Here is a 26,535-nt window from a genome sequence, read left to right on the forward strand (position 1 = left end):
AAAGAGCAAGGAACAAATCAGTGGTTAATTCTTCATCACTGAATGTCCCTTGCTCTCCATTGTTTTCTTTTATTTTTTTTTTGCTCCCATAGTAACTTGAACTAGTTCCATTATGTCTGGCATGATTTCTTCAATTGGGAATTCTTCAAACCCATCCAGCCACGTCATAGGATCAGGAATATTTGAATCCGCCGTTTTAGCAAATAACCAGGTCAAATCATAAACAAGCTCAAAATCCACTTTACTTAAATCAAGATTAGATGTATCGATTGGTTGTTCTGATCCATTTGGTGAAGTTAAAGTACTAATTGCTCCTAACCCCATCATATCTGCAAATAAATTACGTCTGAATTGTGCTTTATATCGTTTAACCGTTGCCGCTGTACTTTTTAACTTGACTTGTTTTCCGTCTATTGTAATCGTCTTTTCCATCTACTTACGCTCCTTTTGGTAATGCAGGTACTTTTGTATATACTTTTTTGTACCAATTATCATAAATGGCTTGTTTTGATTTAGTTGTAGTTTTCGTTTTAACCATACGTTTTCCGTTAATATCAATAGGACTTGATACAAATTTAAGTTCATTTGTGTTAGGCTCTGCTGAATTTGTTTTCGTTTTAGATGCAAGTGTCGGACGACTTGCTGAACAGTTAAACATAACGTGGCGTGTTGCTCGTACATCACCATCAAATTCAAATAATAATGCAAATGGTTTCCCTTTTGCATCAGCTAATTCGTTTAACACACCGTCTTCTTCGTCTAATTCCTCTCCTAATGCATCAACAGCAAATTGCTCTGGAATAGTCGCAATAGATAGCGTTCCATCGTAACCTTGGTTATTACTTGCTGCATAGTAAAGCATGTCATCCGCGTAGAATTCAATTAGATCCCCTCGTGGATCAAATGTTAATTCAACTGCACCTGGTAATGGAATCGGTGCGCTAAATGTAACTACACCATCTTTAATATCGAAAAGTGCATAATGGACATTTTTTAAACCAAAAGCTACTTTGTTTTCATTCATTTATATCAACCTCGTTTCATATAATTTTTGATACATATTTTCAGATTCAATAAAAGTCCCATACGAGTCATAAGGAATTTCATGATTGTCTAGGACTTGTTCAAGTTTGGCTTCTGCAACTAAGTCTTTTTTAGTTGTATAAAGCTCTATATTTAAATCATTTATCTTGTGATAGACTTTGTTATCAGCCATTAAATTTGCTGATCCATCCACAAGAAAGCAAATATAAGGTGGCGCTGGAACTGGATTAGTTGGCGTTGCTGTGAAATGCGAATAAGCCACAGGATAACCTGTAGCTTCAAGGATTTTTGTTAATTCTCCTAATATCATTGTTGAACCGCCCTTTCGATACGTCTTGGCAATTCGTCAATTACATACTCTTCCACTGGTCGAATATGCACTTTAGCTGGAACACGTCCGCCACCAGCTTTTGCATGTCCTTTTTCTAAAAGATGTGTTAATTGCCCTTTTGAATTGTGGACGACAACGCTATTACCTTCTTTTTTCTTACGCCATCCTTTGCGATAAGCACCTGTTTTTTTAGGACCACTTTGTCTTAATTTACTTACAGCAAGATCGGCTACTTCTTCTTGCGCGGTTAACAATTCTTCTTCCACAACATTCGCATATCTTTGTAATTCTCTAGCAAGATCGCTCGCAAAATCATTCATATCAAGTATGCTCCTTTGCGATAATAGTTAATGTTTGATGCATTTCATCATCATTCATTGGCGGTTCGATAATGTCAAAGATACGACCTTTCATATTGATTCGCATTAATTCTGTAACGCCTGCTGTATAAGGAATTACAAACCGGTAAATTCGTGTAGACTGTGAAGCTGAAGCTTCAATATACTCCGAACCTTTTACCGTTTTTATCATCGCCCATGCTTTTTTAACTTCTTGCCAATCCGTTGCGATTGGCTGATTTAATTCATCCTTTATTTCTACAGATTGCTCAATAATAATTCGATTCCTACAATCACCTGTATTCAGTGGCTTTTTGTACTGAAAGGGACGCATATTAATCACCGTCCAATTTGATTTCTTCTAACGCTTTATCAATGCCTAAACTATTAATCTGACTTAAAAAATTCTTATCAAAATACTCTAGGGCATCATTATAAACATAACGAGAACGTTCAAAGACTAATTCTTTGAACTCCTCGTCATTGTCAATATCATAATCACCACAAACTCTTAATAATGCTTTATTAGACGTTGATAGAATGCGCTTTAAGTTATCGTCTTCATCGTCACCTAAGTGCATCCTATCTTTGAATTGCTGTAATATTTCATTTGAAATTACTGTATCCATTCACATCATCCTTGTGTCGGTGGTGTTACTTCTCCAAGTTTCAATGTATAAACTTGTGAAGTATATTTATCCTTTGGTTTACCTGTAGCATGTTGTTTAGCAATATAAAGTGTTGCATCTTCTAAAGCTAATGTTTCTTCATACTTCTTGATTGGCTCTGTTCCACCCATTGCTGCAATGTACTCCCCTTTAACAAAGAACACCACTTGTCCTTGAGGTACAAATACAGATTCTGTTGGGATTGGATTAAAAGGTAAGCTCGTTACATATACACCTGCCGCATTTTGAATTGTAGCATTTGCTTGAATGTCAAAAGTATCGAATGGATTTGTTACCATAACTACTTTCCCAGCAATATTTTTAGGTCTATCTGCATCTGTTTTACCATCAGGATTTAATTTTTTAGCCAATAATTTAACTACGCCTTTTAATTCATTAATTGTTTTACGACCTGGTTCAAACGTTAAAGTTCCTGCTGGTTTTTTATCTGGATATACTCCATTCACTACACTTCCGCTAGGATCTTTTAATAAGCCAATAGGCTCTTCTTTACCTGTCCCTACTACAAAACCACGTTCTAAACCTACTGACATCGCTTCTGTAATCATAGTACGAACATATCGTTCCACCCATACTGGACCAAGCTTCAACATATCATTTGCTAATGGAATAAATGCTGTTAATTTCAGTTGAGTGATTGATTCTTTTCGGAATGTAGCATTTAATTGCCCTTTAATATCACCAAATAATGGTCCCCATACAGCTGCACCCTCTGGATCTCCGTAAATAAATTCCGTCACAGCTCCTAAGTTCTCTAAACCGATATGCTCTAGCAACGGATGACCTTGAACTAAGTCGTCAAAAATACGTTCTTGAGTCGTTTTAGGTAAAGTTTCAGTAGATTTAAAGCCACCCTCTTCAACAACGGCATTAAAGAACTTCATTTCTTCACTTGTTAGTACATTAGCACCGCGAGATTGCATAATAGAACGATCTACCATTGATTCACTCACTTGATTTAATATATCTGCTCGTACATCTGTGGCAAGTGCTCCAATCATAGAATTTAATGCTGCTGTTTGTTCTTCTGGAGTCCCTTCCTGTGTCGCTTTTGCAAAAGCTAGTTTTTTCTCTTCAAAATTATTAAACTTAATAACCATATTCTATTTTCCCCCTAAATTTAAAAAGAGCGTACTCAAATTCTGTTTTGTATTAACAGGCTTTTGAATAGGCTCTTTTGGATTTTGATTATTTGGTTGTTTCGTGTACTTTGCTACTAAATCCTCTTTGAAATTTTCTACTACTTCTACTTCTTCATCTTCTTGCGTATCATCAATTTCAATTTCATCCACAATTTCATCAGCTAAACCAAGAGCAACCGCTTCCTCTGCTGTTAGCCAAGTTTCATCTTTTAAAAGTTGTTTTAATTCTTCATCTGTTCCAACAAAACGTTTCTTATAAGATCCTGCTAAAGCTGAATCAATCTTTCGTAAATCTCGTGCTGTTTTTTCAAAAAGATCTGCATTCCCATATTCAAAGGTACTTGCTTGGTGAATCATCATCATAGTATTACTAGGCATAATAATTCTGTCTCCTGCCATTGCAATTACAGATGCGGCACTAGCTGCCCAACCATCAATATGAACTATAATTTCTGCACTATGCTGCTTTAGCTGATTACAAATTGCTACACCATCGAACGCGGAACCTCCACCCGAATTAATATGAACGTGAATTTTTTCTGCTTTAACATCTTGAATTTTTCTTCTTACTGCTTCAGCATTATTTTCACTAAACCATCCACCAATTGACCCATAAACAGTTAATTTGTATTCATTTTCACCTTTAGCTTCAAAACGAATATCTCGTTTTAAATTCAAAAGCTTATTCATATTCACATGATCCATTATTTTTCACCCCCTTCAGATTCATTTAATTTTGTATAGTTCTTCGTAATATGATGGATATTTAGGTTTGGATCATCCGACTCTTCATAATCTACTTCTGAACGAATTTCATTCCCTGTAAATGCACTTGAAGAAATGAGTTTATCAATACTTGTGGCAAGATCGAATATACTTTGATAGGAAACAGCCTTAACCTCAATTTTTTGTCCCAAAAGATATTCACTCATTTCGAAGAATTTAACATTCGCTTCGTCAGATAGTTTTTTTAATAATGGTCGTACTGTGAAAAGCATATAATTTTTCGTTTGCTTTTCTACATCAGCCATTTCTCCATATATCAAAGCTATAGGAATACCGATCGCCATAGCTACTTGATTTAAGAAACCATTTGTTACTTTATTGATTTCTTCCACACTTGGGCCATTTGCAACACCATTGTATATCTCGTTATAATTAATACCTTTTTGCTGTGGAACAATAGCTATATCTTTCGAACCAATTGACTTATACATGTTATCTATAAACTCTTGTAACTTTGCTATTTGTTCCTCAGTTTTAGCACCAATCATATCCATATTAACTGTTCCGCGAACTTGATTTTTACGTTTTTGAGAGTTTAATATTCTGCCGAACAAATCCCCATAATCTGCAAATAACCCATCAATAAGTGGGGTTAATTTATCATTCCGATACTTCAAATGAATAACTTCGCTTTGTTTAAAACTTCTCTTAAACGTATAATCTTTTACCCTTACATCCGTAAAAGTATCTTCAAACACAGCGTATTCATTATGTTGAAATCCATCTGCAATAAGTAAATCACCATCATCTGCTTGTATAACTAAACACTCATTATCATAAATAAGTTTTCGAACAAACCGTTCCCAAAAGGTACTTGCGGTCATATTCTTGTTTGGTCTTACGTTTAATCGATAATAAAGCTCATCCTTCTTAAATGCTTTACCATTTCTTATTCTAAATTCAGATTGACTAATCGTCCTTCCTAAAAATGAAACGCATGTATCAATTGCCAATCGTTTCATATGAAGCCTGTTTGCTGTATCAGTTATTATGTCCAGATCCAACATGAATTCTAGTTCTTTATTTCTTTTAAATACTGAACCTAACCATCCAATGGTTATCACCCCCTTTATTAGAATTTAATATTGCCTATAACAAAATCAGTAGCTTCTTGTATCTCATCCGCCCGATAAAGAGCATGAACAAAACACTGAAACCCATCTGTTTTTCGACGAACAGGCTCTTTCTTTTCGTATATTTTATTTCCATCAGCTTTGATGACAACCAACACATTTTGCGTATACCAACGCATTAGTGGATTATCCTCAAAAACAATTTGTTTATTTGCAAATGCCATTTCAATACGTGGAGCTAATAAACTATGAATTGCTCTAGGATTTCTTATAACTTCTATTTCAAATCCTTCCGCTTCTAATAACGGTCTTATTGCTTCCATACGGAAATTATCGGCAATAATTTTTTTCAATCCGTAAGAGTCACGCATTTCAACAAACCAATCGACAATATGTTGAGGATTAATCGTTGGTTCATCCACAACAGTTAATAAACCTTGTTCTTCCCATTCTCTAATTGGTGCATATTTCTCTTTTTTAAATTCCTTTGCTTTTTTAGAGTAGCCATAGTAAATATCGACAAACTCTTTTCGGACAAACGAATGAGTTTTGAAAATATATTCACCATCTACCCTAAATAAAAGACCACAAGCAGCGAAATCTCTAATACTTGCAAAATCTAAAGCTCCAATACATTCGCGGCTATATAAATCAGGGAATGGACGATTTGTAGCAACAATTTCTTCCCACTTTGCAACCGAACGCTCTAAATCCGAAACGGGTAAATTCATTCTTTTTGTCATGAATTCAATTCGGTTGTCTGGATCGTCTTCTAAATCTTCATATTCTTCCTTCATAGTTTCAAATAAGCCTTCAGCATATTCGCTTAACGGCTTCGACAACATAGGATTCGCAAGTTCCCATTTATCTAAATCATCAACTTCTCTTTCATCATTAAGCTTACAAATAAAGGGGAAAACAGCGTTTGGACGTGCTTCACCTCTTAAAACTTTCATTGCTTTTTCTTTTAATTTATCTAAGAAACCATCACGTACATATCCATCTGTACCAATATAAAACTCACGCGGATTCTTTCTTTTTCCCAAGCCGCTGATGTGGACGCGAACATCTTTATTGCTTTCATATCGATGTATTTCATCGAAAACAACCGCACCATCTCGTAAACCATCTTTGGTATCTCCGTTTGATGTTCTAAACTTCAATACACTTGCAGTAGCTCTTGAAGTAGTTTGTGTTTCGGTTGCTTTAAAAGCCTTTCTTAAAGTTTCATGTCTGCGAACAGTTTTCTTTACTTCATCAGGACTTGTTTTCGCTTGTTCTTCACTATTTGCAACAACGGAAATGTTATATTCAGGTATTCCATGTAATTCACTAATTAAAAAATGAGCAATAACCGATATTAAACCGTTTTTACCGCCACCGCGTCCTAACATCCACAGGAACTTGCGATAAAATACACGACCATTTTTCTTATAAAGTAAAAAAACGAATGCTATTAAAAATTTTTGAAATGGCTGCAAAGGAAAATACCACTTCTCACCGAAGTTGATACAATCCTGGATCATTTCATCATCAAAATACAAATCGTCTCTGTTTAAAACATATTTTTCTAGATAATCAATTAACAGTTCTCTTTCTTTGTTGAACTTTACTTTCCCACTCCGATAAAGCTCAATATATCCATCCACATACTTCTGTTTAATCATGTTAGATCACTTTTACGATAGCCACCACTAGGCACATCAGTCTTAACAATAAACTTTATATCTCTTCCTAACGCAATTAAAGAACTGTTAATTTTATTCCTCTCACTTATAAGAGGGTGGGCTTTAACAAAAACCTGGGAACCGTTTTTTATCGTTACGGACTCGCCTTCTTTGTTAATAGTTTTATTTATTTTTCTAAATGCTTTTACAAGATCAATGTATCTTTCTACCTTTTCAACTTCAACTAAATCCGCAATATCAATACTATTCATAAGCTGTTCTTTTAACTTTACGATACTAACAGCCATCTACCCACCCCCCTTACGTGCGTAAAATCGAAAAAAACCTGACAGTTAACCCCCTCCTCCGGTGCCCCTAAGACGAATTTTTGTTGAAATATTTTAAGGGGGGGTGTTATTTTTGTTTTATTTTCACCATTTCTCATCATGTTCCCATTTATTTTGTTTCTTTTCATACACTCTTCCATGTTCTTTGTTATGACAATTCACACAGACTGTTTCGAGATTATCTATGTCTAATGCAAGCTCTGGATAATATTCTAGTTCTTTTATATGATGGACAACTAACTGTATCTTCTTACGCTTTGCACTCTCACTGTACTCATTGATATCTGTTTGAACACGGCCGTTGCGCTTGCATTCCTGGCATTCATAGTTGTCACGCTTCTTTACTTGTTCACGTGTATTCTTCCAATCACTACTGTCATAGAACTTACGCTTCTGTTGTTTGGTTTTATATTCTTTCATCTGTCTTTACCCAGCGTGTTTGATTCTCTCTATCTCTTTCCAATAAATCTTTTATTGGTGTTTGCGTGAGATATTCTACAGAGTAAAACATTGGCTTCTGTTCATACAGCTTATAATAATTAAATCGATTAACATCAATCCCAACCTTCTTGTACGCCTTCTCATCAGGCTTAAGGTATTTGATGTATGCTTTCTTATCAATGGGTATAAGACCAAGTGCAGCAATCCTATCGTTTAAAACGCTATCCAATTACCCCTCACTCCTTAACCAAAATAAAAAGCACCCGAATGGATGCTTAGATTTAACTTATTCATTATTACTTTCTCTACTTTCATCATCATCATCATCTGATTTCGGGTCTAACATGCTTCCTATATCAGGCGGCAAAGTTAACTCTATGCCAGCTACTGGCTGATTATCCTCATTAAAATAATACTTCTTCACCTTATTCAATTCTTCATTTTTCTTATTTTCACTCATATTACCCCGCCTTTTATGTATGATATTAAATACTTTACTTAATATGTACATTGAGAAGGATAATATACTATTCTTTCAATCCTGACACTACTCATGCAATTTTTGCATAATGAAAGAGCAACCGTGCACCAGTTGCCCTTTCGTCAAAATCTTTTGTTATTACTATTTAAATACGGTATTTATTCTTGTTCCAATCACTTAATACCGTTACATTCATTCTTTCCCACAATATTAAGTAACTGGAAGAAGAGCAAAAGCCCTTCTCCGTTTACACAACGTAAATTGCAATTGCATGTGGAATCAAGAAACAACTGGTCATCCAATCTGCAACCATCGTCACCGGTCATGACGATCCATTTTCAGTTATCTGGAATTTTGTGAGCAATGTTTTCCGCCACTACTCACAATACAACTATAACATGCTAAATCCAAAACAACCGGCACATTTACTGCCAAAAAGCGGTCATAACTCTGCCACTTATTTTAATTCACTAATAACATTTATTTTCCTAGACTACCTCACTGAACAGCCATAAAGAATAGATTGAATTTTCATTTAGTTATTATGCTTGATCTGATTGTAGAACATGTAATGGAGGTGGAATAATCCAACCTTTTTTCTTATTCAGACGAAGTAATATAGCTCCAGCTTGTGCTTTTTTCATATGAAATTGACCAAACATCATTCCAACATCTTCTCGAAGAGATTGTCCCATAGCTTGACTACATGCTACTAACCCAGCAGCAAGATCCATAGAAACTTTAGCTGCAATTTCTGCATCATTAATACGAGCACCAGGAGGAATCGTTTCAATAGATGCAACTGGTCTTTCTGGAGGTGCTGGTGGTAATGCAACACCATTCAATTTCAAGATATTTTTTAATTCTTCAACTTCTGATTGAATATCATTCTCTACAAGATTCTCTAAAAATTTCTTTAAATCCTCGTCTCCTGTATGGTTAATAAGAACTTGATATCCAGCAATCGCGCCTTGTGCCGCTGCAAGATAACTCCAAATCCCAAAGACTTCTCCGTAGTGCATTGGTTCATTTTGTGGATTTCCACTTAAAATACCCATAAAAATATTCCTCCTTAAAGAAATTAGACTTTTAGCAACAATACTTACTATAGAAAAAATTTTCCCAATCATGTTCTTGATTAAAGAAAATAAGTTCTTATAACTCATAAGGAACACCTTACCCAAATATAGTAATTACCTCTCATAGAATGTACCGTTACCAAAAATTTATGCTTATAAAGAATAAATACATTTCAATTAACTTAATCCATTATTATTAATTACTTTTAATAATAAAAATTAAAGATATTTATCATAATTTGAATTCAAATGGTTTTATATATTTTCAACCGAATATTGTCTAAAGGAACTGGAGACATTACTAAATACGAAAGGAGGGAAAACCATGAAGAAAAAACTTACATCTATTTTAGGTGCCCTATTACTAACTATTACGTTTTTTGGTACAAGCATCCATGCTGAATACGATGGATATAATACGAATAGAGTTAACAATAATAATACTACAACTCGAGTGAATGACTATAACACGAATAGAGTGAATGACTATAACATGAATAGAGTTAATAATGATGTGAGAACTCGAAATGTAAATACGACAAATGATTTAAATGATAATCGTGATAAAAATAATAATTGGACTTGGCTTGGTTTGTTGGGACTACTAGGATTATTTGGTCTTAGAAAAAAAGACAAAGATCCAGAAACACGTTAATGTAGAACATCGTATTTAATTTTAAAAGATATTTATTTATCAAAAGAATACAAAATGAATCGCCTTTAATAAGGCGATTTTTTATTTTTTAAAATCAATAAGAATCACAATAAACAGATGCTATTAATCGGAAACAATGAATTTCTTAATTTAATAGTAATAGAGCATTACATCTATTTGACGAACTACGCTCCTTTTTTATGCCTTTTCTTCACTTACCCATATCTTATATTTTGTGTAACTGCCCCTGTCGCTGAATCCATTGCTATTCATAGCTTCATAATACCTACTCTTTTGAGTTACACAACACAATAAAAATGAGGAACTGTATACAATTAAAACGTATATTGAGCCAAAACCCTTCATTTTTTTAAATACAATACAAAAAAATAAAGGCTGCCACATATTATCCATTACTAATATGTGGCAGCCTTTACGTATTGGTATTTTTGAAAATTTATATTGAAATTTAACCTAGTTATATATGAAATAACGGAGTTTATTCTTATTTGAAATTAAGTAGACTATTTAGATTGTGATTTAATATTCGTAAGATGAGCATCAAACATATCAATTATTTCAAGAAACCTATCAGCCTCACGGAAGACATGGTCTGCTAATAATGGATGTATGATACTCTTTATTTTACATTGCTCAATTAAATCACGTGCCGTTTTCTTAAAATCCCGAAGAGATGTGACTGACACACGATTTTGATCTAAAAATTGATCTAAAAGAGGAACTGTTTGAGATTGTGGTTTCATAGATTCTAAGTCAACTGCTTGATACATTAATTCATCAAAATCATTGCTAAAATTCCGGGCTGTATCTACAAGCTTTCTTTCCGATGGATCAAGAAGATGACCAATAAATTTAGCATGGTCTGCCATAATCCTTAAAAAGAAAACATTTTCTTTAATAATAGCATCTGGAAGGGCATCTAATTTACCTTCATTCAATTGGATTAAACGGTTTCTAAAATAATTAGCTTCCCTACTTGTATGGTCAACTAACAGTGGAAAATTATTTTGTCCTGGCAATTTACATGTGAGAATTAATCCTAGAATTTTTCGTTTAAATCCCCAAATATTAGTTGCTGCTTGTTGTACTTCTGAATTAAATCTTTTTATTTGCCCAGGATCCGTTTCATTTGTATAGGAATACGCTATTTGTTCGATATGTTCAAACAATCGGTAAAATTGATTGGCCTCTTCGATTAGTTGAGTATCCTCACATCTAAACCCTAATCGAAGAAAAAAAGAATGCTCCTTCATAATTCGAGACCAAAAACGAATCTCATTTAATGAGCGTTCAACAAACATTACAGATGTAACACCAGTATCAGGATGTAATGAGGTTTCATCCCTATGCATTCTTAATCCCCCCAGTAAATACTAAGCTAGTTTCATTCTTATGAGTAAATACATATAAAAATACCATAAATAAAAGTTCATGGTTAATAATGATAAATTTCGTATACGTGTAAAATTAACCTAATCTATCATTATTGATAGCCCAAAAAAGCTCATTCCTTATCTATTTATATATGGAACAAAAATTAAAAAGAAAAAAGCAATGATTAGATTTTAAACCTAGTCATTGCTTTATCCATTGCATCTTGGTTTACTCCTATATATCTTAATGTTACCCGTTCGCTTGAATGATTGAATATCTCCATTAGCAATGCTATATTCTTTGTCTGCATGTACATATGATATCCGAATGTCTTACGTAGTGTATGCGTTCCAATCTCGTCTAAGCCAAACTCAGCTGCTGTGGTACTAAGTATTTTATAAGCCATACTTCTTCCTATCGGCCTATTCTTTCCTTGTCTGCTCTTGATTAGATATTCATGATCTTCCATCTCTTCAATGTACCATTTCAATTCTCTTCTTAATGCTGCAGTAATCTGAATTCGTTTCTGCTTACCTGTCTTCATTTCGCGCATTGAGATATGGCTTCCCTTTAAATCTCCAACCTTCAGTTTTAAAATATCACTAATTCGTAGACCTGTATTAATCCCCATTACAAACAAGATATAATTACGCTCACTCTTTTCTTTTAAATACTCTTTAATTTGTTGTATTTGCTCTGGATCACGTATTGGCTGAACAAAATTCATTATTCAATCCCTCCAGTTTCTTCTGTCTCGTAAACTTCTAATCTAAGAGCAAAAGCAAGTTTATAAAACACTCTAGCTTTAACACGTCGATACGTACGCTCACTCATACCAATTTCGTTATAAACCATATAATCACATACATCTTCATCCTCTAAATAACGCTTAATGATAATATTCCTTTGATCTTCTCCTGCACGCCCATTACCCAAACGATTTAGGAATTGATCGATACGAAATGACGTTTTCTTAATCCACTCTTCTCGTTTACTTTGTTGTATATTAGCCATCGCTACATCTTCTAATGGCTTTCCTACATCATTTGTAGGTCCGTGATATCTAATTTCATAAGAAGGAGTGACTTTCATTTCTTCACGCATCATTCCAAACTGTCTATATAAACGTACATTTTCGAGAACACCTTCTAATTTTTTCTGCGTTGCTACTCTATCGATTTTTGGTAAGAAAGATAATTGTATAGTCATGTAAGACCACTCCTTTTTATTTTTAAATTACTTTTGTCTTATAGCTCCACGTCTACGCTCATAACAAGGTCTATGCATCCCCATTAAATCCTCAATTTCACGAGTGCTTAATTTCTCTTTTCGTTTTTTCTTATTTTTCTTCTTAGCTTGTTTTGATTGCTTTTTCCATTCACGTAATTGATCTCTTAACACCTTCATTTCCCCATCTCCCTTTTCAAAATAAAAAGGACACCTATTCCTAAAACAGCTTTAATGGCTGCCTTAATGAATTGGTGTCCTCTAGTTTTCTAGCCGGACTATATTCAGTTTGCTTTCACTTTAAAAGGATTATTTTATTAAAATCTTAATAAACCATAACTTCTAATTCTCAGATCCAAATGAACCTCTAGCCGAATACACCATATGCTAATTTAAATACTTTCTAGGAAAGCAGGTGAGTACTATGCCCTCAGTTGTAGCAAACCTTGTCGTACAAAATAGTGCTGGTTCTTTCAATTTAGGCGATTTTTATAATGTTTCTCCAAAAGAGAATACAAAATCTTATAATGGTTCAGGGGCGTCAAATGTTGGTTTTGTTGTCAATACCTTTAGCGGTGTTAGCGCAACAAACACATTTGATTCTGATGTTGCGGATCAAGACCAAGTTGGAACAGCATAAATTTATTCACTTTCTCTCCTTCTGAATAAAACTCAATATTCCGTCCATACTATAGATAACCCATCTTTAATGTGCTGTAACCATTTAGACCTTCTTTAAGACTGAGCAGTTAGCTTTTGCTGGCTGCTCTTTTTATGTTTTTAAGCGAATAAAATTCTAAAAATTATCTAACACTATAAATAAGGCTTTAAAAAGCCGGTTTTTCCCACTCTAGCTTTCTTGGTCGAGAGCCGAGCAGTTAGCTTTTGCTAGCTGCTCTTTTGTATTAAATCTATAATAAAATTTTGTTCTTATTTCTTTTTCACCTCATATATTTCTAATCTAGCCGTTCCTTTCAGAGAGTTACCTCCTATTTTAAAGAGCACTGATGCATGGTGCTCTTTTTTAGTTTCCTTATTTCTACAAAATGAAGTTTTTATAAGTTGTTCCCACATAGCATTTCAAGTTCTGTACATACTATTACTGTAACTTAAAGTTACATATCCGAGCTTGTAGGGCCTAATTTCTTTTGTACAACTAGCAGTTAGCTAATCAAGCTGACTGCTTTGTTGTACTTAATAAAGTTTTTACTTAACGTTCTTGCATAACATTTTCAACTCTGTTCATACTATAGTTGTAACTCGTAATTACAAAAGCAATATTTAATAAGCACCGTTTTCTTTTCTTACCAGGACAGCTAGCTAATCACGCTAGCTGTTTTATTGCATAAAATGAGGTTTTTGTTTAGTTTTCTTTCATTTCCGAATAATATCTCCAACCCTGTTCATACTATTTTTGTAACTCTTAGTTACGAACTATTTCTGTAAGCGTAGCGTTTCTTTTGTACAACGAGCAGTTAGTTTTATTAACTAGCTGCTTTGTTGCGCTTAATAAAGTTTTTATTTAACTTTTTTGTATAACATTTTAGATTCTGCTCATACTATAGTTGTAACCTTTAGTTACAATGTATTGTGGTATTGTTCTTCTTGGACGATAAAGCAGTTAGTTCATTGAGCTAGCTGCTTTATCATTTAAATAAACATCACCATTTACTAAGTACAAAATAGCGTTTTTGTTCAAAATAATGGCCTTACCCATTTGGACACATTTACCAGTATTTTTACCAAAAAATTCATGATATGGTTATTTAGTCGAGTACGTCATTACTTGACAATTCCCCTTAGAAACCCCGCAGACAAACGGGGTTTCTTTTATTCAAATCAAAATTCCCTTAAAAACTTCTCACATTTAAATCGGACAAGCATATGTTATTGTATGGAAGCTTTCCATTCATAGCATTCTACCTTTCTTATTTGAGAGCACACTTATATGTGTGCTCTTTTTTATTTAAGATAAAATAACTATTTTATACAAAACTGCACATATATTAGAAACGTACATAGAATAATCATAATCCGCTCAGAATTAGTCGTTGAGCACCTTTTATGGTGCTCTTTATTTGTTGCTAAATAAGGATTTTGTAGTAATTACCACTCATCATGCATACGAATAATTTCTAGTTGTTCCTGCGTTATTTCCATATCAACCGGATCATAGTGTTTCTTAATAAATTCCACATCATTATTAAATGGAAGGCTTTCCATGAACTTATAAAAGTTTTGTACATCCTCTTCAGTTGGCTTTTTAGAATCTGTTTTTATGATGTGAAGAGCATCAGTGATTTCTTGTGTGTCTAAAAACTCATCGCTCCAGTCACCGCAATCCGGGCCATTACATAAGTAACGGTTTTCTTTATTTTTAGCTTTAAATACAATTGTTGGTATTTTCATTCTTCATTCCCCCTTTGTTCATATTTTTGTAACACCTGTACAAGAATTTGTGTGTTAAACTAAGCTCATTCGAAGAAGTCATTCGTTATTGGCCCGAAAATTCTTGATACCCTATCCCCTGCCCTAGCTCCCCTTGCTAGGGCTTTATTATTTTCCATTCAAATAACTATTTTGTTAAGATTTTAGGTATCCGATTTCCCTTGCATAATCACGCATCTTTTTCAATTCTTCCTCTGGCCATCCCCAATGTGTACAGTACAATCCGTCATAACCATTTATGCCATTCGAATTATCATTACCAAATATAAAATCCGTGAAATCTCTAACTAATCCCCACATTGTCCCACCTCTCGAGAAGTACTGACATTGCTTTTTATTCTTATATGAATTCCGTGTCATACGCATCTCAACATTTGTAAATCCATCAACGAACCATAGATTTCTACCATCATGATGAAAATGACCTATTTTATTTTCAGTTCGAAAGAAATCTTTCTCATAATCCGCTAAGTAATTGATAAGTTTATTTACAGTTTCAATCCGTTTTTGCTTGTCCATTTCCAGTTCCCCTTTCCGATTAATAAATCCCCTTTTTATAGTTAGATACTGCTTTATTTACTTTTCTTGTAATAGTAATATCTTCATAGAAGTTCATATCTTTGTATTGCCTTGGGTTTGGATTATCTGGTTCCGAATCCTGACACCCTTCACGATTTAACTGATGTTGGAACCTTGCTTCTGGGCACCATTTCAATCCGCCCCATGATACCCATTCATTATCAGAAACTGTTACTTGCTCAACATCAGTAAGTTTCCTTTCCTGTTTTAGTAACCATAAATATTCTTCAAACTGCATTTCCCAAGGTTTATATGAATTACCGAACATCATTACACGATCCTCTGAAAACTGCACTCGTACTATTTTATTAGCTTGTCTTCTAGCCATTTCTCATTCCCCTTTTCGATTAAAATAACGCTTTTGTTCGCTTCAAAATAATTTACTATTATTTGAAAAATCGGAAATATTTATTCAATGTTTTTTCTGAATACTCATGTTATTATCTAGTTGCTGATGTTCACCATCCCAAGAACTCAGCAGTGATATCCACAAGCTCTACTCTCTTTGAGGGTAGAGCTTTTATTTATAAACTTATCTTTGATACTCTTTGTATATTTTTACAAAATTCAAATTTGATTATAATAACTGTGTTTTTCGTTCTTCCATACGAATTACTTTTCCACTTTGATATACAAATGATTGTTCACCAAATCCACCTTGAGGTGGTTCTATTAGTTGAACTTGACCATTTTTAACAACATATATTCCGTTTGTTTTCAAATCTATTTCAGCTGTCATTTCTACAAGATTTTCTTTTCTAATTCCCACCAAGTTCACTCCCATATGTTATAATTACTTTGTCGAAGTAAGTTGAGAGTGATCTCAGCTTTTTTTATTTGTCTATAAATATCGCACAACATTTTCTGGAACAAATGGTTGTTCAAGTGACAAATGGAGCCGTATTGGAATCGGCTTTTTTTCATCCCTTGCTTGCTTACACATTTTTTCTGCCTCTTCCCATACAAATTGTTTATCCTCTACTCGCTTATAACGCCAAATCCCTATTGTATAATCCTCAAACAACTCATAACGCTCATCAGGCGCTGTCGTTGGTTTTAATTCATCAATCGCCTTGGCTTGACGTGGTATTTGCACAACCACATCTGCATACCGTAATTTTGAATTCAAACGGTGAATATGAGCTTTCTTAGAATCAAAAGATACAACTGGCTCCACATCAAAAATTGTTAATTGCTTTGGCATTGTTTTTCCCCTCCAATACCTGCAAGCTTGCTATTAAGATTCCCTCAAGCTGCGTTAACGTTAGCTTATCTAATGTTTGTCCGTTAATTTCAGCTAACCCTAATCGCAATAATTTACGAATGATTATTAGTCTTCTACGTTCTACTTCCTGACGTAACAACATGATTAAGCCTCCTGTTGATAATTGAACTTTCTCTCTAAATTTACAAACTTACTAAATTCTTTAATGAATGCTAGTTCAACAACACCAACTGGGCCATTCCTCTGTTTCGCTAAAATAATTTCCGTTATGTTTTTATTTTCTGTCTCGCGGTCATAGTAATCTTCACGGTATAAGAATGCTATTAAATCCGCATCTTGTTCAATTTGACCATTCTCACGTAAGTCTGATAGTAATGGCCTCTTATCTTGCCTACTTTCTACAGCGCGGCTTAATTGCGATAATGCAACCACACATACATTTAGTTCTCTTGCCATCAGTTTTAACTTACGGCTAATCTCACCAATCTCTTGCATGCGATTTCCTTTGTGCTTTGGATCCCCTACAATAAGCTGTAAATAATCAATTGCGATTAAAACCTTTTTATCAGGGTATTTACGCTTTAGTTTCCTAGTCTTTGCGTAAATCTCTTGCATTGTTACATTTGCTTTGTCGTAAATTTCTAACGGCAAATCATTAATTAATCCCATCGCTTGACTAATCTTTTCCCAATCTTTTAAATTACATAGCTTCTTAGGGTTCTTTAATTTCGTAGCATCTATATTTCCAGTACTTGAAATCATACGTTTAAGTAATTGCTCTTCTCCCATCTCTAGTGAAAAGATTCCAGTTGCTGTATGAGCACTTGCCGCATGAAAAGCAACGTTTAATACAAATGCCGTTTTCCCCATTGAAGGACGGGCACCGACAATGATTAAATCACCTTCTTGTAACCCTGCTGTCATTCTGTTGAGATCGTCATAACCAGTTGGAATACCGGTTAAATCTCCTACATCAATTTGCATGTTCTTATACAGATCAACTAGGGTTTCCTTTAAATTAAATTCATCTGAATAACCTGTTTCCTCAATGGCGCTTAATTCATCAATTGAATTACTAATAGCGCTCATATCTCTTTCTTGCTGAAGACGATTATATAAATTACCAGCAACCTCTTGAGCATGTCTCATCTTCCAAGCTTCAATCACTAAACCTTCGTGATACGAGAAGTTCTTAGTTGTTGTTACAACTTCTGTCAGGTTTACAAAGAATTCGATTCCGCCAATTTGATGCATAAAGCTTTCATCGAATTTTCCAATGAGAGCAACAAGATCTATCGGAACCTCAGCATCCTCTAATTCCCTCATCACCTTGAAAATCACTTGGTGCGTTGGTGAAGAAAACTGTTTTACCTTTAGCTGACAATCTTTAATTAAATCGCCTTCTTGGATAATGCTACCTAAAACACTTTGTTCAGCTTCTGCGTTACGAATCATATCGTTACTCATTGGGCCAACCACGCATTCTGTTGGTTAAGTACCGCAAGTTCTTCTTCTGTTGGAATGTTCTGCTCCCATGCTTGTTGCTGCTGTATTACGTTTTTAGTAGATTCCGATAAGCCTTTTTGTTGATAAGGTGCTTGTGCCTGTTGCTGCGCTTTTGTTAATCGCTGAGTACGAAATGCTTTATCAGCTGCCTCAACGTCCATTATTGTTTTCAATCCCTTAAGATGCCAATCTCTTAAAATCGTATTTACGTAATTCATGTTTCTTGTATTTTTCTCTAAAGCGATTTCCATAGCCTTTACAACAAGCTCTGCATTTAAATCATCTACCCATGCATGAATACCATCTGCAATAAAAGGTGTAATCAGTCCGAAGTTTTGTTCGTAAAAAGAAATCGGATTAACCTCAACAACTTCTTCCGCGCCTGTGCGTTCTTCTTGTTGTTGTTCTTTTTCTTCTTCTTTTTCTTTTTCTTCTTCCTTGCTAGGGTCTTGGAAGCCCCTTATAAGCCCCTCCAAACGGACTGATAAATACTCCTTAATACGAGGAATTTTAAAATCTTGCTCTCGCTCTAATTGCAAACAAGTTTCATAGAAATCAACTAAAAAGTCCTGGTCCTTCACAGATTGAATCTCTTTTAAGACGCACTTTTCGATGTTTACATTTTTAATCGGATTGAACTTCAACCAGTTGATCAAGAACAACTCTTTTGTTTTTTGGTTGTAATTAATTTTTCCGTACTCAGCAAAACGTTCTAATAGCTTCATAACAGTTTCACGATTGTATCCTGTATCAGTTTCAATAATACGAAGTGGAAGCTCATAGATGCCTGATTGAGACGTCTTACTGTTTGTCATCAAATATAAGTAGAAATACTTCTCCTCCGGTGTAAGATCTAAAACAAATGAATCCTGCCAAAATGAAACGTGTACTGGTCTATAAACTGCCATATTATTCATCCTCCCGTTTACATATCGCGAATCCGTCCTCTACACGTAATAAGCGATAATTCTTGTGTCCTGTTTTGAAATATTGGTTTACTAAGTAAATTAAGTGTTGCGTTGATGTTGCTCGTTGAAATACTTTAGGGTTCAGCAACACTCTATGTAATGACTTGTCTAAAAGCATGCTACACACTCCGTTGTTATACGAATGCTAATTTGATATAATTAATCCTAAGATCTTTTTGCAAGGCCATTTATCTATCACTCTGCCAAGTGATAGCTTTTTTATTTTCTACGTGTCACTAATGAGGCGTTAACTCCTCTTGCTCTTAAATCTTTAATCACTACACGATAACTCATAGATGCCTCATGTTCTTCTTTTGTATCACGAAGCATTTTAAATTCTTTCATACATCGCTCCAGTTCTTCTTCCCAGCGATTTGATTCTTCAGTTGATTCTGCATGAAACATGTTATGAACGCATGCAACCATACAGTTATGAAGTTTATCCGCAAACGAAAAGTCTCCCGGAAGAACTAGATCATGAAGACAATCGTATTTATCGTTCATGAATTAAATCTCCTTTCTGGTCATAACGAAAAGCACAGTACTTTTCTATTTTTTATAAAAATATTAAAAATCTATTATTTTGGTACACTTTAAACTTAATGGTAGAAACTACAAGTTCATTAATTTACCCTAAAAATTAATATAATGATATAATTATTTTGTAAAATATATTGTCAGCTACTGTTGTCTAGGCGGTAGCTTTTTCTTTTGCCCATTTATGTTTCAAAATGAATGATGCTTCAATAATTTTGATTCGAATCCCCAACAATTTCTTCTCTTGTTTTAACTCAACTGATTTTGAATCCTCATTAAGTAATTCTGCTATTTTAATTTCACCAGTTAGCTTTGCATCATAGCGTATTAGTTCCTTATATTCTCTTAAACTTGGTTTCTTATAATCTACTGTCATTTTTCTTCCTCCTTTACAGCACCTTTGTTAAAGTCATTAAGCTATCCACCGATTGAATAATAACGTTCTCCGCCATAGCCTTTTGCAACCAACTTCTTTGTATTTGTTCCATAATGCCAAAGTGTACTTGTTCAAGAGCTTGTACTACACATTGCGTAGCTTGGATTGTATCGAAGATTTCTTTTGCATGAACTGAGTATTCATGTTTCTTTTTTTCATCAAGCTTCCATGATCTGGTTGCAACTTGTAAGTTCATAATTTCCTTCGCTGCCGCAATCCCCTCTTCAGCTTGTTTAATGTAGTTCATCAATTGTAGATTTACATCTTGAATTAAACGTGGATCTGTAGGTGGTAACCCAACCCCATAAATATGTTTAATCGCTTGTTGATTCAACTTTGCTCCTGTTGCATGACACCAATCCATCGCAAGCTCAAATTCTGGTTTAGAAAGTCCAGATTCAATACGGGTTAATCTTTCATGTGTAATACCAAGGTACTTAGATAACCCTTTTTTCGTTTTCAGCTGAACATTGTCACAACATTCTCTAGCATTCTGTAATAATTCCCCTATTGCTGAATTGCAGTATATGCTTGTTCCCATATCTGTTCGCCTCCATATTTAGTTTTCAAATGGTTACAATGAATTTAGTACATATGTAACTTGTCTATTTTTCATGTAAAAAGAGAGGAACTATTCCTCAATGTTTTCTTTCACTTGTATTTCTTTGATGATGGCCCAACCAGCCTTGTAATATGCTTGACGGATTTTATCGATATCCTTTTGTGATTTTGGCTCAGGAGCCACAACATGGACTTTCGTTTTTCCAAACTCATAAGTCGCCGCATATTCTTCTTGTTGGCTCATGGTGTCACCTCTTGAAGTGCTTTTTATATGTTTATGCGACGGATCTGTTGGTACTGCCATGTTAGTTGATGGCATTTTCTCACCTGCTTCCCACCTGCAAAGTATAAGATCCTTGTACTTTTGTACATCAAATTAAATCCTTTACATCACGACCAAGAATAGCGGCTAATCTAATAGCCTTTTCAAGATTTGGATTACTATAACCATTTTCCCAATTACTTATTGTAGATTTTGTAACTTGCATTCTATTTGCAAGATCTTGTTGCGTTAACTTACTTTTTTTCCTAGCTCTAATTAATTTGATATTTTTGTTCACTGTCTCGCTCCTTGTATAAGTATTTTGTACTTTCATTATAAGTATAAGATTCTTGTACGTCAATATATTTGTACAATTATCTTGTACAAAGTTTTACAATTCATCTATATAAGGTACAATATTTTTGTACTTTTTATTAACGGGAGGTGCTAAAAATGTTGAGACAAAGACTAAAAGAGACGCGCAAAACGCGTAAACTCACTCAGCAAGAATTAGCCGATAAAGTAAATACCACTAAAGGCACCATTAGCAACTATGAGAATGGTCATAGTACTCCCTCAAACGAAATGCTAAAAGATTTAGCGAATGTTTTAGGAGTAACAACAGATTATTTATTAGGAAGAGACGATGAATCAAGAGTATTTAATACGCTTCCTGATTTAAACAAAAAAGAGACTCGTGATATCGCTCGTGACTTAGAAAAAACTTTAAAAGACTTAGAAAATAGCGAAGATGCTTTAATGTTTGACGGGGAACCAATAGACGATCATACAAAAGAAATGATTCGCATCTCTCTGGAGAACTCAATGCGCATGGCAAAGCAATTAGCAAAACAAAAATTCACTCCAAACAAGTACAAAAAAGATTGAATGGAGCGCGAAATGGACATTAAAGAATACGCACTCAAAATCGTAGAAAAACATGAAACAACAAATCCATTTGAAATTGCTAGACGAAAAAATATTATAGTGTTGTTTGAAGACCTTGGGAATACTCTTGGTTTTTACAACACATATAAACGTTTTAAATTCATTCATATTAATAATCAAATTGACGAAAACACCCAACGCTTTGTGTGTGCTCATGAATTAGGGCATGCTCTACTACACCCCAAAGCAAATACTCCATTTTTAAGAAATAAAACTCTATTTTCTGTAGATCGATTAGAAATTGAAGCAAATACATTTGCTGTAGAATTGTTACTTACTGATGAGATGATTATTGAATACCAGAGTACTAATCTATCAATTCAAGAAATGGCAGAAATTCATGGCGTCCCAAGGGATTTTGCTCGTTTGAAAAATTTGTTACTGTAAAATAATCATTTACGTTGAAATTATTACTTAATTGATGCGATAGTTATTAAGTACAGGTATATCAAGTCATTTATACAAGCAATTGCTAGATTTATATCGTAACTCTAAATCAAAAAAATAAGGAGTTGTCAAATTACTATGGATAAATTTATTGGACCAATTATTACTTTACTAATTGCCCTAATAACAAATGCTATTGCATTCTATCAATTTCGCATTAAATTTAAAACTTTCAACGAATTTGACAAATTGTTCTTGAATAAATCTGAACAAAAAAAACTTACTGATTTTCAATTCCTTTCCGATTGGTTTCTATTGTTCTTTGCAATGTATTTAATGCCATTAATTGCATTCTATCAATTTGAAAAACCATCCCATAATTTGAGTTTATACTTAGGAACGTTTGGGCTGCTATTTATGATGATTTCTATATGCTGTTTCGTACCCGTTTTTATTTACGCTTTTCAAAAAGACTTGCCGGTACAAAAATATTCTAAAGCCCGCAAATGGGGATTGGCGAATATGATATTAAGTTTAATTTGGTTCTATCCTATTTCCTATTTAGTGGTTACTAGCAAAAGTTGGCTTGCAATGCCTGCTATAATTTTATTTGCTCTTTTGTATAGTTTATTTTTAAACTTAGTTGCAAATCAAACAAAAAAGAAACCTTCTACTACAGAATATCTAGTAGATATTCTCACTGAAGAAGAATTAAAGCAAACTCCATTAATCCACGCTTATATTATCGATGATAAAAAATCAGTTTTATATCATGGTGGGGACCTCTCTAGAAAAACTTTTTATGTTTGTGATTTTTCTTCAAAAATATATTTAAAGTATACTCCATTTCAAGAACTCGATATAAACACAAATGAATTGAGAACAGAGAGCATTTCCCAGTAATTCAAAAAAACTTATACAATAATTAACATAAAAATAAAGGGTGAGCCTCTCTTAAGAGGTCTTTCTTTTATTAATTATCATATTTATTTCTTCACAATGTTTGTTTTTCATATAATACATATTATTGAGGAGGTACTCCTATGAAAACCGCAATCTACCTAAGAAAATCCCGTGCTGACCTCGAAGCCGAGGCACGCGGCGAAGGCGAAACATTAGCAAAACACCGCTCTACCCTGCTGAAAATTGCCAAGGAAATGAACTTAAATATTTTATCTGTCCGTGAGGAAATCGTTTCTGGTGAGAGCTTAGTGAAACGCCCTGAAATGTTAGCGCTGCTTGAAGAAATTGAAGATAACAAATATGATGTTGTTCTTTGTATGGACATGGACCGTTTAGGTCGTGGTGGTATGAAAGAGCAAGGAATCATTTTAGAGACGTTTAAACGCTCGAATACGAAGATTATGACACCTAGGAAGACTTATGACCTTAATGACGAGTGGGACGAAGAATACAGCGAATTTGAAGCGTTTATGGCACGTAAGGAGTTAAAGATTATTACGCGTCGTATGCAACGAGGTCGTGTCGCTAGTGTAGAGGCTGGGAATTACCTTGGTACACATGCACCATTCGGATATGATATACATCGTTTAAATAAGCGAGAACGTACTTTAACGATTAATTCAGAAGAAGCTTCTGTTGTAAGGATGATATTTGATTGGTATGCAAATGAGGATATGGGCGCTAACGCAATCCGAAGCAAGTTAAATGATCTTGGTTACAAAAGTAAGTTAGGGAATGAATGGAATCCTTATAGCATCTTAGATATATTAAAAAACAATGTGTACATCGGAAAAGTAACGTGGCAAAAGCGAAAAGAAGTAAAACGTCCTGATGCTGTGAAACGTAGTTGTGCACGCCAAGATAAATCGGATTGGATTATTGCTGATGGCAAACATGAACCAATCATACCTGAAAGTTTGTTTGAACAAGTACAAGAAAAGTTAAATTCAAGGTATCACGTTCCTTACAATACGAACGGCATTAAAAATCCTCTAGCTGGCATTATTAAATGTAGTAAATGTGGTTATAGTATGGTCCAACGTTATCCGAAGAACCGAAAGGAAACGATGGATTGTAAGCATCGCGGTTGCGAAAACAAATCAAGCTATACTGAATTAATTGAGAAGCGTTTACTTGAGGCTTTAAAAGAATGGTATATCAATTATAAAGCTGATTTTGAAAAACATAAGCAAGATGACAAGTTAAAAGAAACACAAGTTATTCAAATGAATGAAGCTGCGTTACATAAGCTTGAAAAAGAATTAGTGGATGTCCAAAAACAAAAAAATAATTTACATGATTTATTGGAACGTGGCGTTTACACAGTCGATATGTTTTTAGAGCGCTCGAATGTAGTTTCTGATCGCATTACTGAAATTACTTCCACGATGGATAACTTAAAGAAAGAAATTAAAACCGAAATTAAGAAGGAAAAAGTTAAGAAAGATACAATACCTCAAGTGGAGCATGTTCTTGATCTGTACTTTAAAACAGATGATCCCAAAAAGAAAAACAGCCTCCTAAAGTCGGTTTTAGAAAAGGCTGTTTATAAGAAAGAAAAGTGGCAAAGGCTCGATGATTTCGAACTTGTGCTTTACCCTAAGCTTCCTCAAGATGGCGACATATAAGCGTTTATGCTTTGTCGTCACCTTGTTGGTGTAATTAGATTTACCCCGTTTAATCCTAAAGCATCATTCGTCGAAACCGCCAATACGACAGGCTTACCATTTCTCAGCGTCGCTTTTGCTGCCATTAATACTGGAGAATCTGTCATTGCATTTGCAAATTTACTCATCGAATTTCCTGTTAGTGGTGCAATTACCATACAGTCTAATGGAATTTTAGGTCCTAGCGGTTCTGCGCCAACGATTGAATTAATTGCTTTAAATCCTGTTGTTTCTTCAATCTTTTTAATCCACTCTGCTCCCTCACCAAATCTTGTATTTGTTGATTGAACAGTGTAAGAAACAACGGGACGTACTTCTGCTCCCTCAGCAATTAATTTCTCTAAATGAGGCATCACTTCTTCATACGTACAATGTGAACCTGTAAACCCAAATCCAATTCTTTTCCCTTTTAAATTCATTCCCCATTCTCCTTTCTTGCTATTACGTCTTCTGCTAATAACTGAGAAAGAACGTTCGCTAAAATTTGTCCTGCTGTTTTCGGAGCAACAATCCCTGGCAATCCAGGTGCTAATAGCGCTTTAACTCCTCTTTTTTCTGCGTATCTAAAGTCGGTACCACCTGGTTTAGAAGCTAAATCAATTACTAACGTATGAGCTGGCATTTTTGAAATAACATTCGCTGTCACAACGAGATGTGGAATTGTGTTAATCACAATATCCATATTTCCTACTTCTTTCTCAATGTTTTGCATATGAAAAGGAGAAAACATCATCTCTGTAATACGTGCAATATGTTCCGATCGTCTTGCTCCAACTTTGACGTGGGCTCCTAATGATTGAAATGCTCTGGCAACACTCATCCCTGTTCTACCAAATCCTAAAACCATTACATTGGACCCATGAATTGTATAGTCGGTATGTTGAATTACCATCATTAATGTGCCTTCTACAGTCGGAATAGAATTGTAGATTGCCACATCATCACGATCAAATAATTTAACAAGTTTTCGGTTTGTAGTAGATACGAGATTTTCCAAGTAAGGCGTACCAATACCTGAATATATAGTAAAGTGTTCTGGTGTATTTTCAATTTGTTCTTTCGTTATAGAAACTTTTTCATTTGAAAAAATAGTATCTACTTCTCCTTTGGCATTTGTACCTGCAACTGGCAAAATGATTGCATCTACAGAAGTAAAATCTAAATTTTGTATACTTTCTTTTGCTGCCCCTGTGAAGCCATGATCCAACTGATCAAACCCTATCAATGAAAGTTTCGCATCCAATTCAACTAGTTTACGAATTACTTCTAGCTGCCTTGCATCTCCTCCTATGACAGCAATATGCATCTCAGTCAACATTCCCTAATTCACCTTCTTTTTCTGTCATTTATAAG

The 26,535-nt window shown here is 34.4% G+C and carries 39 protein-coding genes and 1 pseudogene; 6 read left to right on the top strand and 34 right to left on the bottom strand.

Features of this window, described 5'->3' with window-relative positions:
* Positions 1-69 precede the first annotated feature (69 nt).
* The 15 genes from MHH42_RS18985 to MHH42_RS19055 all read right to left on the bottom strand — a co-directional run bounded on the left by MHH42_RS18985 (position 70) and on the right by MHH42_RS19055 (position 9,397).
* Positions 70-432, bottom strand: coding sequence for a hypothetical protein (locus MHH42_RS18985; protein ID WP_000415915.1), 363 nt, complete (start codon positions 430-432; stop codon positions 70-72).
* A gap of 4 nt (positions 433-436) precedes the next feature.
* A complete protein-coding gene (locus MHH42_RS18990; protein ID WP_098100431.1) occupies positions 437-1,024 on the bottom strand; it encodes a major tail protein in 588 nt (195 codons plus the stop codon).
* Positions 1,025-1,354, bottom strand: a complete 330-nt coding sequence (locus MHH42_RS18995; RefSeq protein ID WP_340893850.1) for a hypothetical protein — start codon at positions 1,352-1,354, stop codon at positions 1,025-1,027.
* Entirely contained in the window at positions 1,351-1,695 is a 345-nt protein-coding gene (locus tag MHH42_RS19000; protein ID WP_340893851.1) for an HK97 gp10 family phage protein, read from the bottom strand. Before MHH42_RS19000 ends, MHH42_RS18995 begins: the two co-directional genes overlap by 4 nt.
* A 1-nt stretch (position 1,696) precedes the next feature.
* Positions 1,697-2,047 (bottom strand): phage head closure protein, encoded by a 351-nt coding sequence (locus MHH42_RS19005; protein ID WP_340893853.1) that lies wholly within the window; start codon positions 2,045-2,047, stop codon positions 1,697-1,699.
* Between the two features lies 1 nt (position 2,048).
* Complete coding sequence (locus MHH42_RS19010; protein ID WP_327944141.1) at positions 2,049-2,342, bottom strand: hypothetical protein; 294 nt, start codon at positions 2,340-2,342, stop codon at positions 2,049-2,051.
* 5 nt (positions 2,343-2,347) lie between these two features.
* Positions 2,348-3,502, bottom strand: coding sequence for a phage major capsid protein (locus MHH42_RS19015; RefSeq protein WP_340893856.1), 1,155 nt, complete (start codon positions 3,500-3,502; stop codon positions 2,348-2,350).
* A 3-nt stretch (positions 3,503-3,505) separates the two neighbouring features.
* Positions 3,506-4,249 (bottom strand): head maturation protease, ClpP-related, encoded by a 744-nt coding sequence (locus tag MHH42_RS19020; protein ID WP_340893857.1) that lies wholly within the window; start codon positions 4,247-4,249, stop codon positions 3,506-3,508.
* Positions 4,249-5,394: a phage portal protein gene (locus tag MHH42_RS19025; protein WP_340893861.1), complete on the bottom strand. Its 1,146-nt coding sequence runs from the start codon at positions 5,392-5,394 to the stop codon at positions 4,249-4,251. The genes MHH42_RS19020 and MHH42_RS19025 overlap by 1 nt, the downstream gene beginning before the upstream one ends.
* Before the next feature lie 8 nt (positions 5,395-5,402).
* Positions 5,403-7,070 carry a terminase TerL endonuclease subunit gene (locus MHH42_RS19030; protein ID WP_340893863.1) on the bottom strand — a complete coding sequence of 556 codons (1,668 nt, stop codon included), beginning with the start codon at positions 7,068-7,070 and terminating at the stop codon, positions 5,403-5,405.
* Positions 7,067-7,378 carry a P27 family phage terminase small subunit gene (locus tag MHH42_RS19035; protein WP_099003545.1) on the bottom strand — a complete coding sequence of 104 codons (312 nt, stop codon included), beginning with the start codon at positions 7,376-7,378 and terminating at the stop codon, positions 7,067-7,069. Before MHH42_RS19035 ends, MHH42_RS19030 begins: the two co-directional genes overlap by 4 nt.
* A 123-nt stretch (positions 7,379-7,501) precedes the next feature.
* Positions 7,502-7,837, bottom strand: coding sequence for an HNH endonuclease (locus MHH42_RS19040; RefSeq protein WP_340893867.1), 336 nt, complete (start codon positions 7,835-7,837; stop codon positions 7,502-7,504).
* Entirely contained in the window at positions 7,824-8,087 is a 264-nt protein-coding gene (locus tag MHH42_RS19045; protein WP_097855439.1) for a hydrolase, read from the bottom strand. The genes MHH42_RS19040 and MHH42_RS19045 overlap by 14 nt, the downstream gene beginning before the upstream one ends.
* 57 nt (positions 8,088-8,144) lie before the next feature.
* Positions 8,145-8,318 (bottom strand): hypothetical protein, encoded by a 174-nt coding sequence (locus tag MHH42_RS19050; RefSeq protein WP_340893870.1) that lies wholly within the window; start codon positions 8,316-8,318, stop codon positions 8,145-8,147.
* A 563-nt stretch (positions 8,319-8,881) separates the two neighbouring features.
* Positions 8,882-9,397, bottom strand: a complete 516-nt coding sequence (locus MHH42_RS19055) for a DUF3231 family protein (protein ID WP_000512143.1) — start codon at positions 9,395-9,397, stop codon at positions 8,882-8,884.
* 346 nt (positions 9,398-9,743) lie between these two features.
* Between MHH42_RS19055 and MHH42_RS19060 the strand changes: the two genes are divergently transcribed.
* The gene (locus tag MHH42_RS19060; RefSeq protein ID WP_336992900.1) at positions 9,744-10,073 is read left to right on the top strand and encodes a WGxxGxxG family protein; all 330 of its coding nucleotides are present in this window, start codon (positions 9,744-9,746) and stop codon (positions 10,071-10,073) included.
* A gap of 524 nt (positions 10,074-10,597) precedes the next feature.
* On the opposite strand, the gene MHH42_RS19065 is transcribed toward MHH42_RS19060, so the two are convergent.
* The 4 genes from MHH42_RS19065 to MHH42_RS19080 form a co-directional block, all read right to left on the bottom strand.
* Entirely contained in the window at positions 10,598-11,446 is an 849-nt protein-coding gene (locus tag MHH42_RS19065) for a DUF2935 domain-containing protein (protein WP_340893874.1), read from the bottom strand.
* A gap of 206 nt (positions 11,447-11,652) precedes the next feature.
* Positions 11,653-12,195, bottom strand: coding sequence for a site-specific integrase (locus tag MHH42_RS19070; RefSeq protein ID WP_340893876.1), 543 nt, complete (start codon positions 12,193-12,195; stop codon positions 11,653-11,655).
* Complete coding sequence (locus MHH42_RS19075) at positions 12,195-12,677, bottom strand: ArpU family phage packaging/lysis transcriptional regulator (protein ID WP_098210417.1); 483 nt, start codon at positions 12,675-12,677, stop codon at positions 12,195-12,197. Before MHH42_RS19075 ends, MHH42_RS19070 begins: the two co-directional genes overlap by 1 nt.
* Before the next feature lie 27 nt (positions 12,678-12,704).
* Positions 12,705-12,875 (bottom strand): hypothetical protein, encoded by a 171-nt coding sequence (locus tag MHH42_RS19080; RefSeq protein ID WP_098180083.1) that lies wholly within the window; start codon positions 12,873-12,875, stop codon positions 12,705-12,707.
* Positions 12,876-13,119: 244 nt separating this feature from the next.
* Between MHH42_RS19080 and MHH42_RS19085 the strand changes: the two genes are divergently transcribed.
* Positions 13,120-13,335: a spore germination protein gene (locus tag MHH42_RS19085; protein WP_098180082.1), complete on the top strand. Its 216-nt coding sequence runs from the start codon at positions 13,120-13,122 to the stop codon at positions 13,333-13,335.
* Positions 13,336-14,801: 1,466 nt separating this feature from the next.
* On the opposite strand, the gene MHH42_RS19090 is transcribed toward MHH42_RS19085, so the two are convergent.
* From MHH42_RS19090 to MHH42_RS19150, 13 genes are all read right to left on the bottom strand, one after another.
* On the bottom strand, positions 14,802-15,104 hold the full coding sequence (locus MHH42_RS19090; protein WP_098180201.1) for a hypothetical protein: 303 nt from the start codon (positions 15,102-15,104) through the stop codon (positions 14,802-14,804).
* Between the two features lie 174 nt (positions 15,105-15,278).
* A complete protein-coding gene (locus tag MHH42_RS19095) occupies positions 15,279-15,662 on the bottom strand; it encodes a hypothetical protein (protein WP_098647898.1) in 384 nt (127 codons plus the stop codon).
* Between the two features lie 19 nt (positions 15,663-15,681).
* On the bottom strand, positions 15,682-16,050 hold the full coding sequence (locus tag MHH42_RS19100) for a spore protein H (protein WP_340893885.1): 369 nt from the start codon (positions 16,048-16,050) through the stop codon (positions 15,682-15,684).
* A gap of 249 nt (positions 16,051-16,299) precedes the next feature.
* Positions 16,300-16,491, bottom strand: a complete 192-nt coding sequence (locus MHH42_RS19105) for a DUF3954 domain-containing protein (protein ID WP_000512858.1) — start codon at positions 16,489-16,491, stop codon at positions 16,300-16,302.
* A 72-nt stretch (positions 16,492-16,563) separates the two neighbouring features.
* Positions 16,564-16,926, bottom strand: a complete 363-nt coding sequence (locus MHH42_RS19110) for a cell division protein SepF (RefSeq protein ID WP_340893888.1) — start codon at positions 16,924-16,926, stop codon at positions 16,564-16,566.
* Entirely contained in the window at positions 16,901-17,089 is a 189-nt protein-coding gene (locus tag MHH42_RS19115) for a hypothetical protein (protein WP_340893889.1), read from the bottom strand. Before MHH42_RS19115 ends, MHH42_RS19110 begins: the two co-directional genes overlap by 26 nt.
* A 2-nt stretch (positions 17,090-17,091) precedes the next feature.
* Positions 17,092-18,414, bottom strand: a complete 1,323-nt coding sequence (dnaB, locus tag MHH42_RS19120) for a replicative DNA helicase (protein WP_340893890.1) — start codon at positions 18,412-18,414, stop codon at positions 17,092-17,094.
* Positions 18,411-19,361 (bottom strand): DnaD domain-containing protein, encoded by a 951-nt coding sequence (locus MHH42_RS19125; protein WP_340893892.1) that lies wholly within the window; start codon positions 19,359-19,361, stop codon positions 18,411-18,413. The genes dnaB and MHH42_RS19125 overlap by 4 nt, the downstream gene beginning before the upstream one ends.
* A gap of 279 nt (positions 19,362-19,640) precedes the next feature.
* Complete coding sequence (locus MHH42_RS19130) at positions 19,641-19,925, bottom strand: hypothetical protein (RefSeq protein ID WP_070173701.1); 285 nt, start codon at positions 19,923-19,925, stop codon at positions 19,641-19,643.
* A gap of 187 nt (positions 19,926-20,112) precedes the next feature.
* Positions 20,113-20,334: a hypothetical protein gene (locus MHH42_RS19135; protein WP_000215313.1), complete on the bottom strand. Its 222-nt coding sequence runs from the start codon at positions 20,332-20,334 to the stop codon at positions 20,113-20,115.
* Positions 20,335-20,347: 13 nt separating this feature from the next.
* Positions 20,348-20,935 carry a sporulation sigma factor-processing peptidase gene (locus tag MHH42_RS19140; protein WP_097854399.1) on the bottom strand — a complete coding sequence of 196 codons (588 nt, stop codon included), beginning with the start codon at positions 20,933-20,935 and terminating at the stop codon, positions 20,348-20,350.
* 90 nt (positions 20,936-21,025) lie between these two features.
* Positions 21,026-21,274, bottom strand: a complete 249-nt coding sequence (locus tag MHH42_RS19145; RefSeq protein WP_078994015.1) for a hypothetical protein — start codon at positions 21,272-21,274, stop codon at positions 21,026-21,028.
* A 52-nt stretch (positions 21,275-21,326) separates the two neighbouring features.
* On the bottom strand, positions 21,327-21,515 hold the full coding sequence (locus MHH42_RS19150) for a helix-turn-helix transcriptional regulator (RefSeq protein WP_097838163.1): 189 nt from the start codon (positions 21,513-21,515) through the stop codon (positions 21,327-21,329).
* 155 nt (positions 21,516-21,670) lie between these two features.
* On the opposite strand from MHH42_RS19150, the gene MHH42_RS19155 reads away from it, so the two are divergent.
* The 4 genes from MHH42_RS19155 to MHH42_RS19170 all read left to right on the top strand — a co-directional run bounded on the left by MHH42_RS19155 (position 21,671) and on the right by MHH42_RS19170 (position 25,143).
* Positions 21,671-22,105 (top strand): helix-turn-helix domain-containing protein, encoded by a 435-nt coding sequence (locus MHH42_RS19155; protein ID WP_098660678.1) that lies wholly within the window; start codon positions 21,671-21,673, stop codon positions 22,103-22,105.
* Between the two features lie 12 nt (positions 22,106-22,117).
* Positions 22,118-22,552 carry an ImmA/IrrE family metallo-endopeptidase gene (locus MHH42_RS19160; RefSeq protein WP_098711610.1) on the top strand — a complete coding sequence of 145 codons (435 nt, stop codon included), beginning with the start codon at positions 22,118-22,120 and terminating at the stop codon, positions 22,550-22,552.
* 138 nt (positions 22,553-22,690) lie between these two features.
* The gene (locus tag MHH42_RS19165) at positions 22,691-23,455 is read left to right on the top strand and encodes a hypothetical protein (RefSeq protein ID WP_340893897.1); all 765 of its coding nucleotides are present in this window, start codon (positions 22,691-22,693) and stop codon (positions 23,453-23,455) included.
* A gap of 140 nt (positions 23,456-23,595) precedes the next feature.
* On the top strand, positions 23,596-25,143 hold the full coding sequence (locus MHH42_RS19170; protein ID WP_340893899.1) for a recombinase family protein: 1,548 nt from the start codon (positions 23,596-23,598) through the stop codon (positions 25,141-25,143).
* Positions 25,144-25,175: 32 nt separating this feature from the next.
* Here the strand turns inward: MHH42_RS19170 and dpaB are convergent.
* Both dpaB and dpaA read right to left on the bottom strand, forming a co-directional pair.
* A pseudogene (dpaB, locus tag MHH42_RS19175) lies at positions 25,176-25,601 on the bottom strand (dipicolinate synthase subunit B); the annotation flags it as partial.
* Positions 25,598-26,500, bottom strand: coding sequence for a dipicolinic acid synthetase subunit A (gene dpaA, locus MHH42_RS19180; protein ID WP_000954741.1), 903 nt, complete (start codon positions 26,498-26,500; stop codon positions 25,598-25,600). The pseudogene dpaB and the gene dpaA, both read right to left, overlap by 4 nt.
* Positions 26,501-26,535 lie beyond the last annotated feature (35 nt).

The organism is Bacillus sp. FSL L8-0099, from assembly GCF_038006385.1.
In the GTDB taxonomy this organism is placed as follows: Bacteria; Bacillota; Bacilli; order Bacillales; family Bacillaceae_G; genus Bacillus_A; species Bacillus_A toyonensis.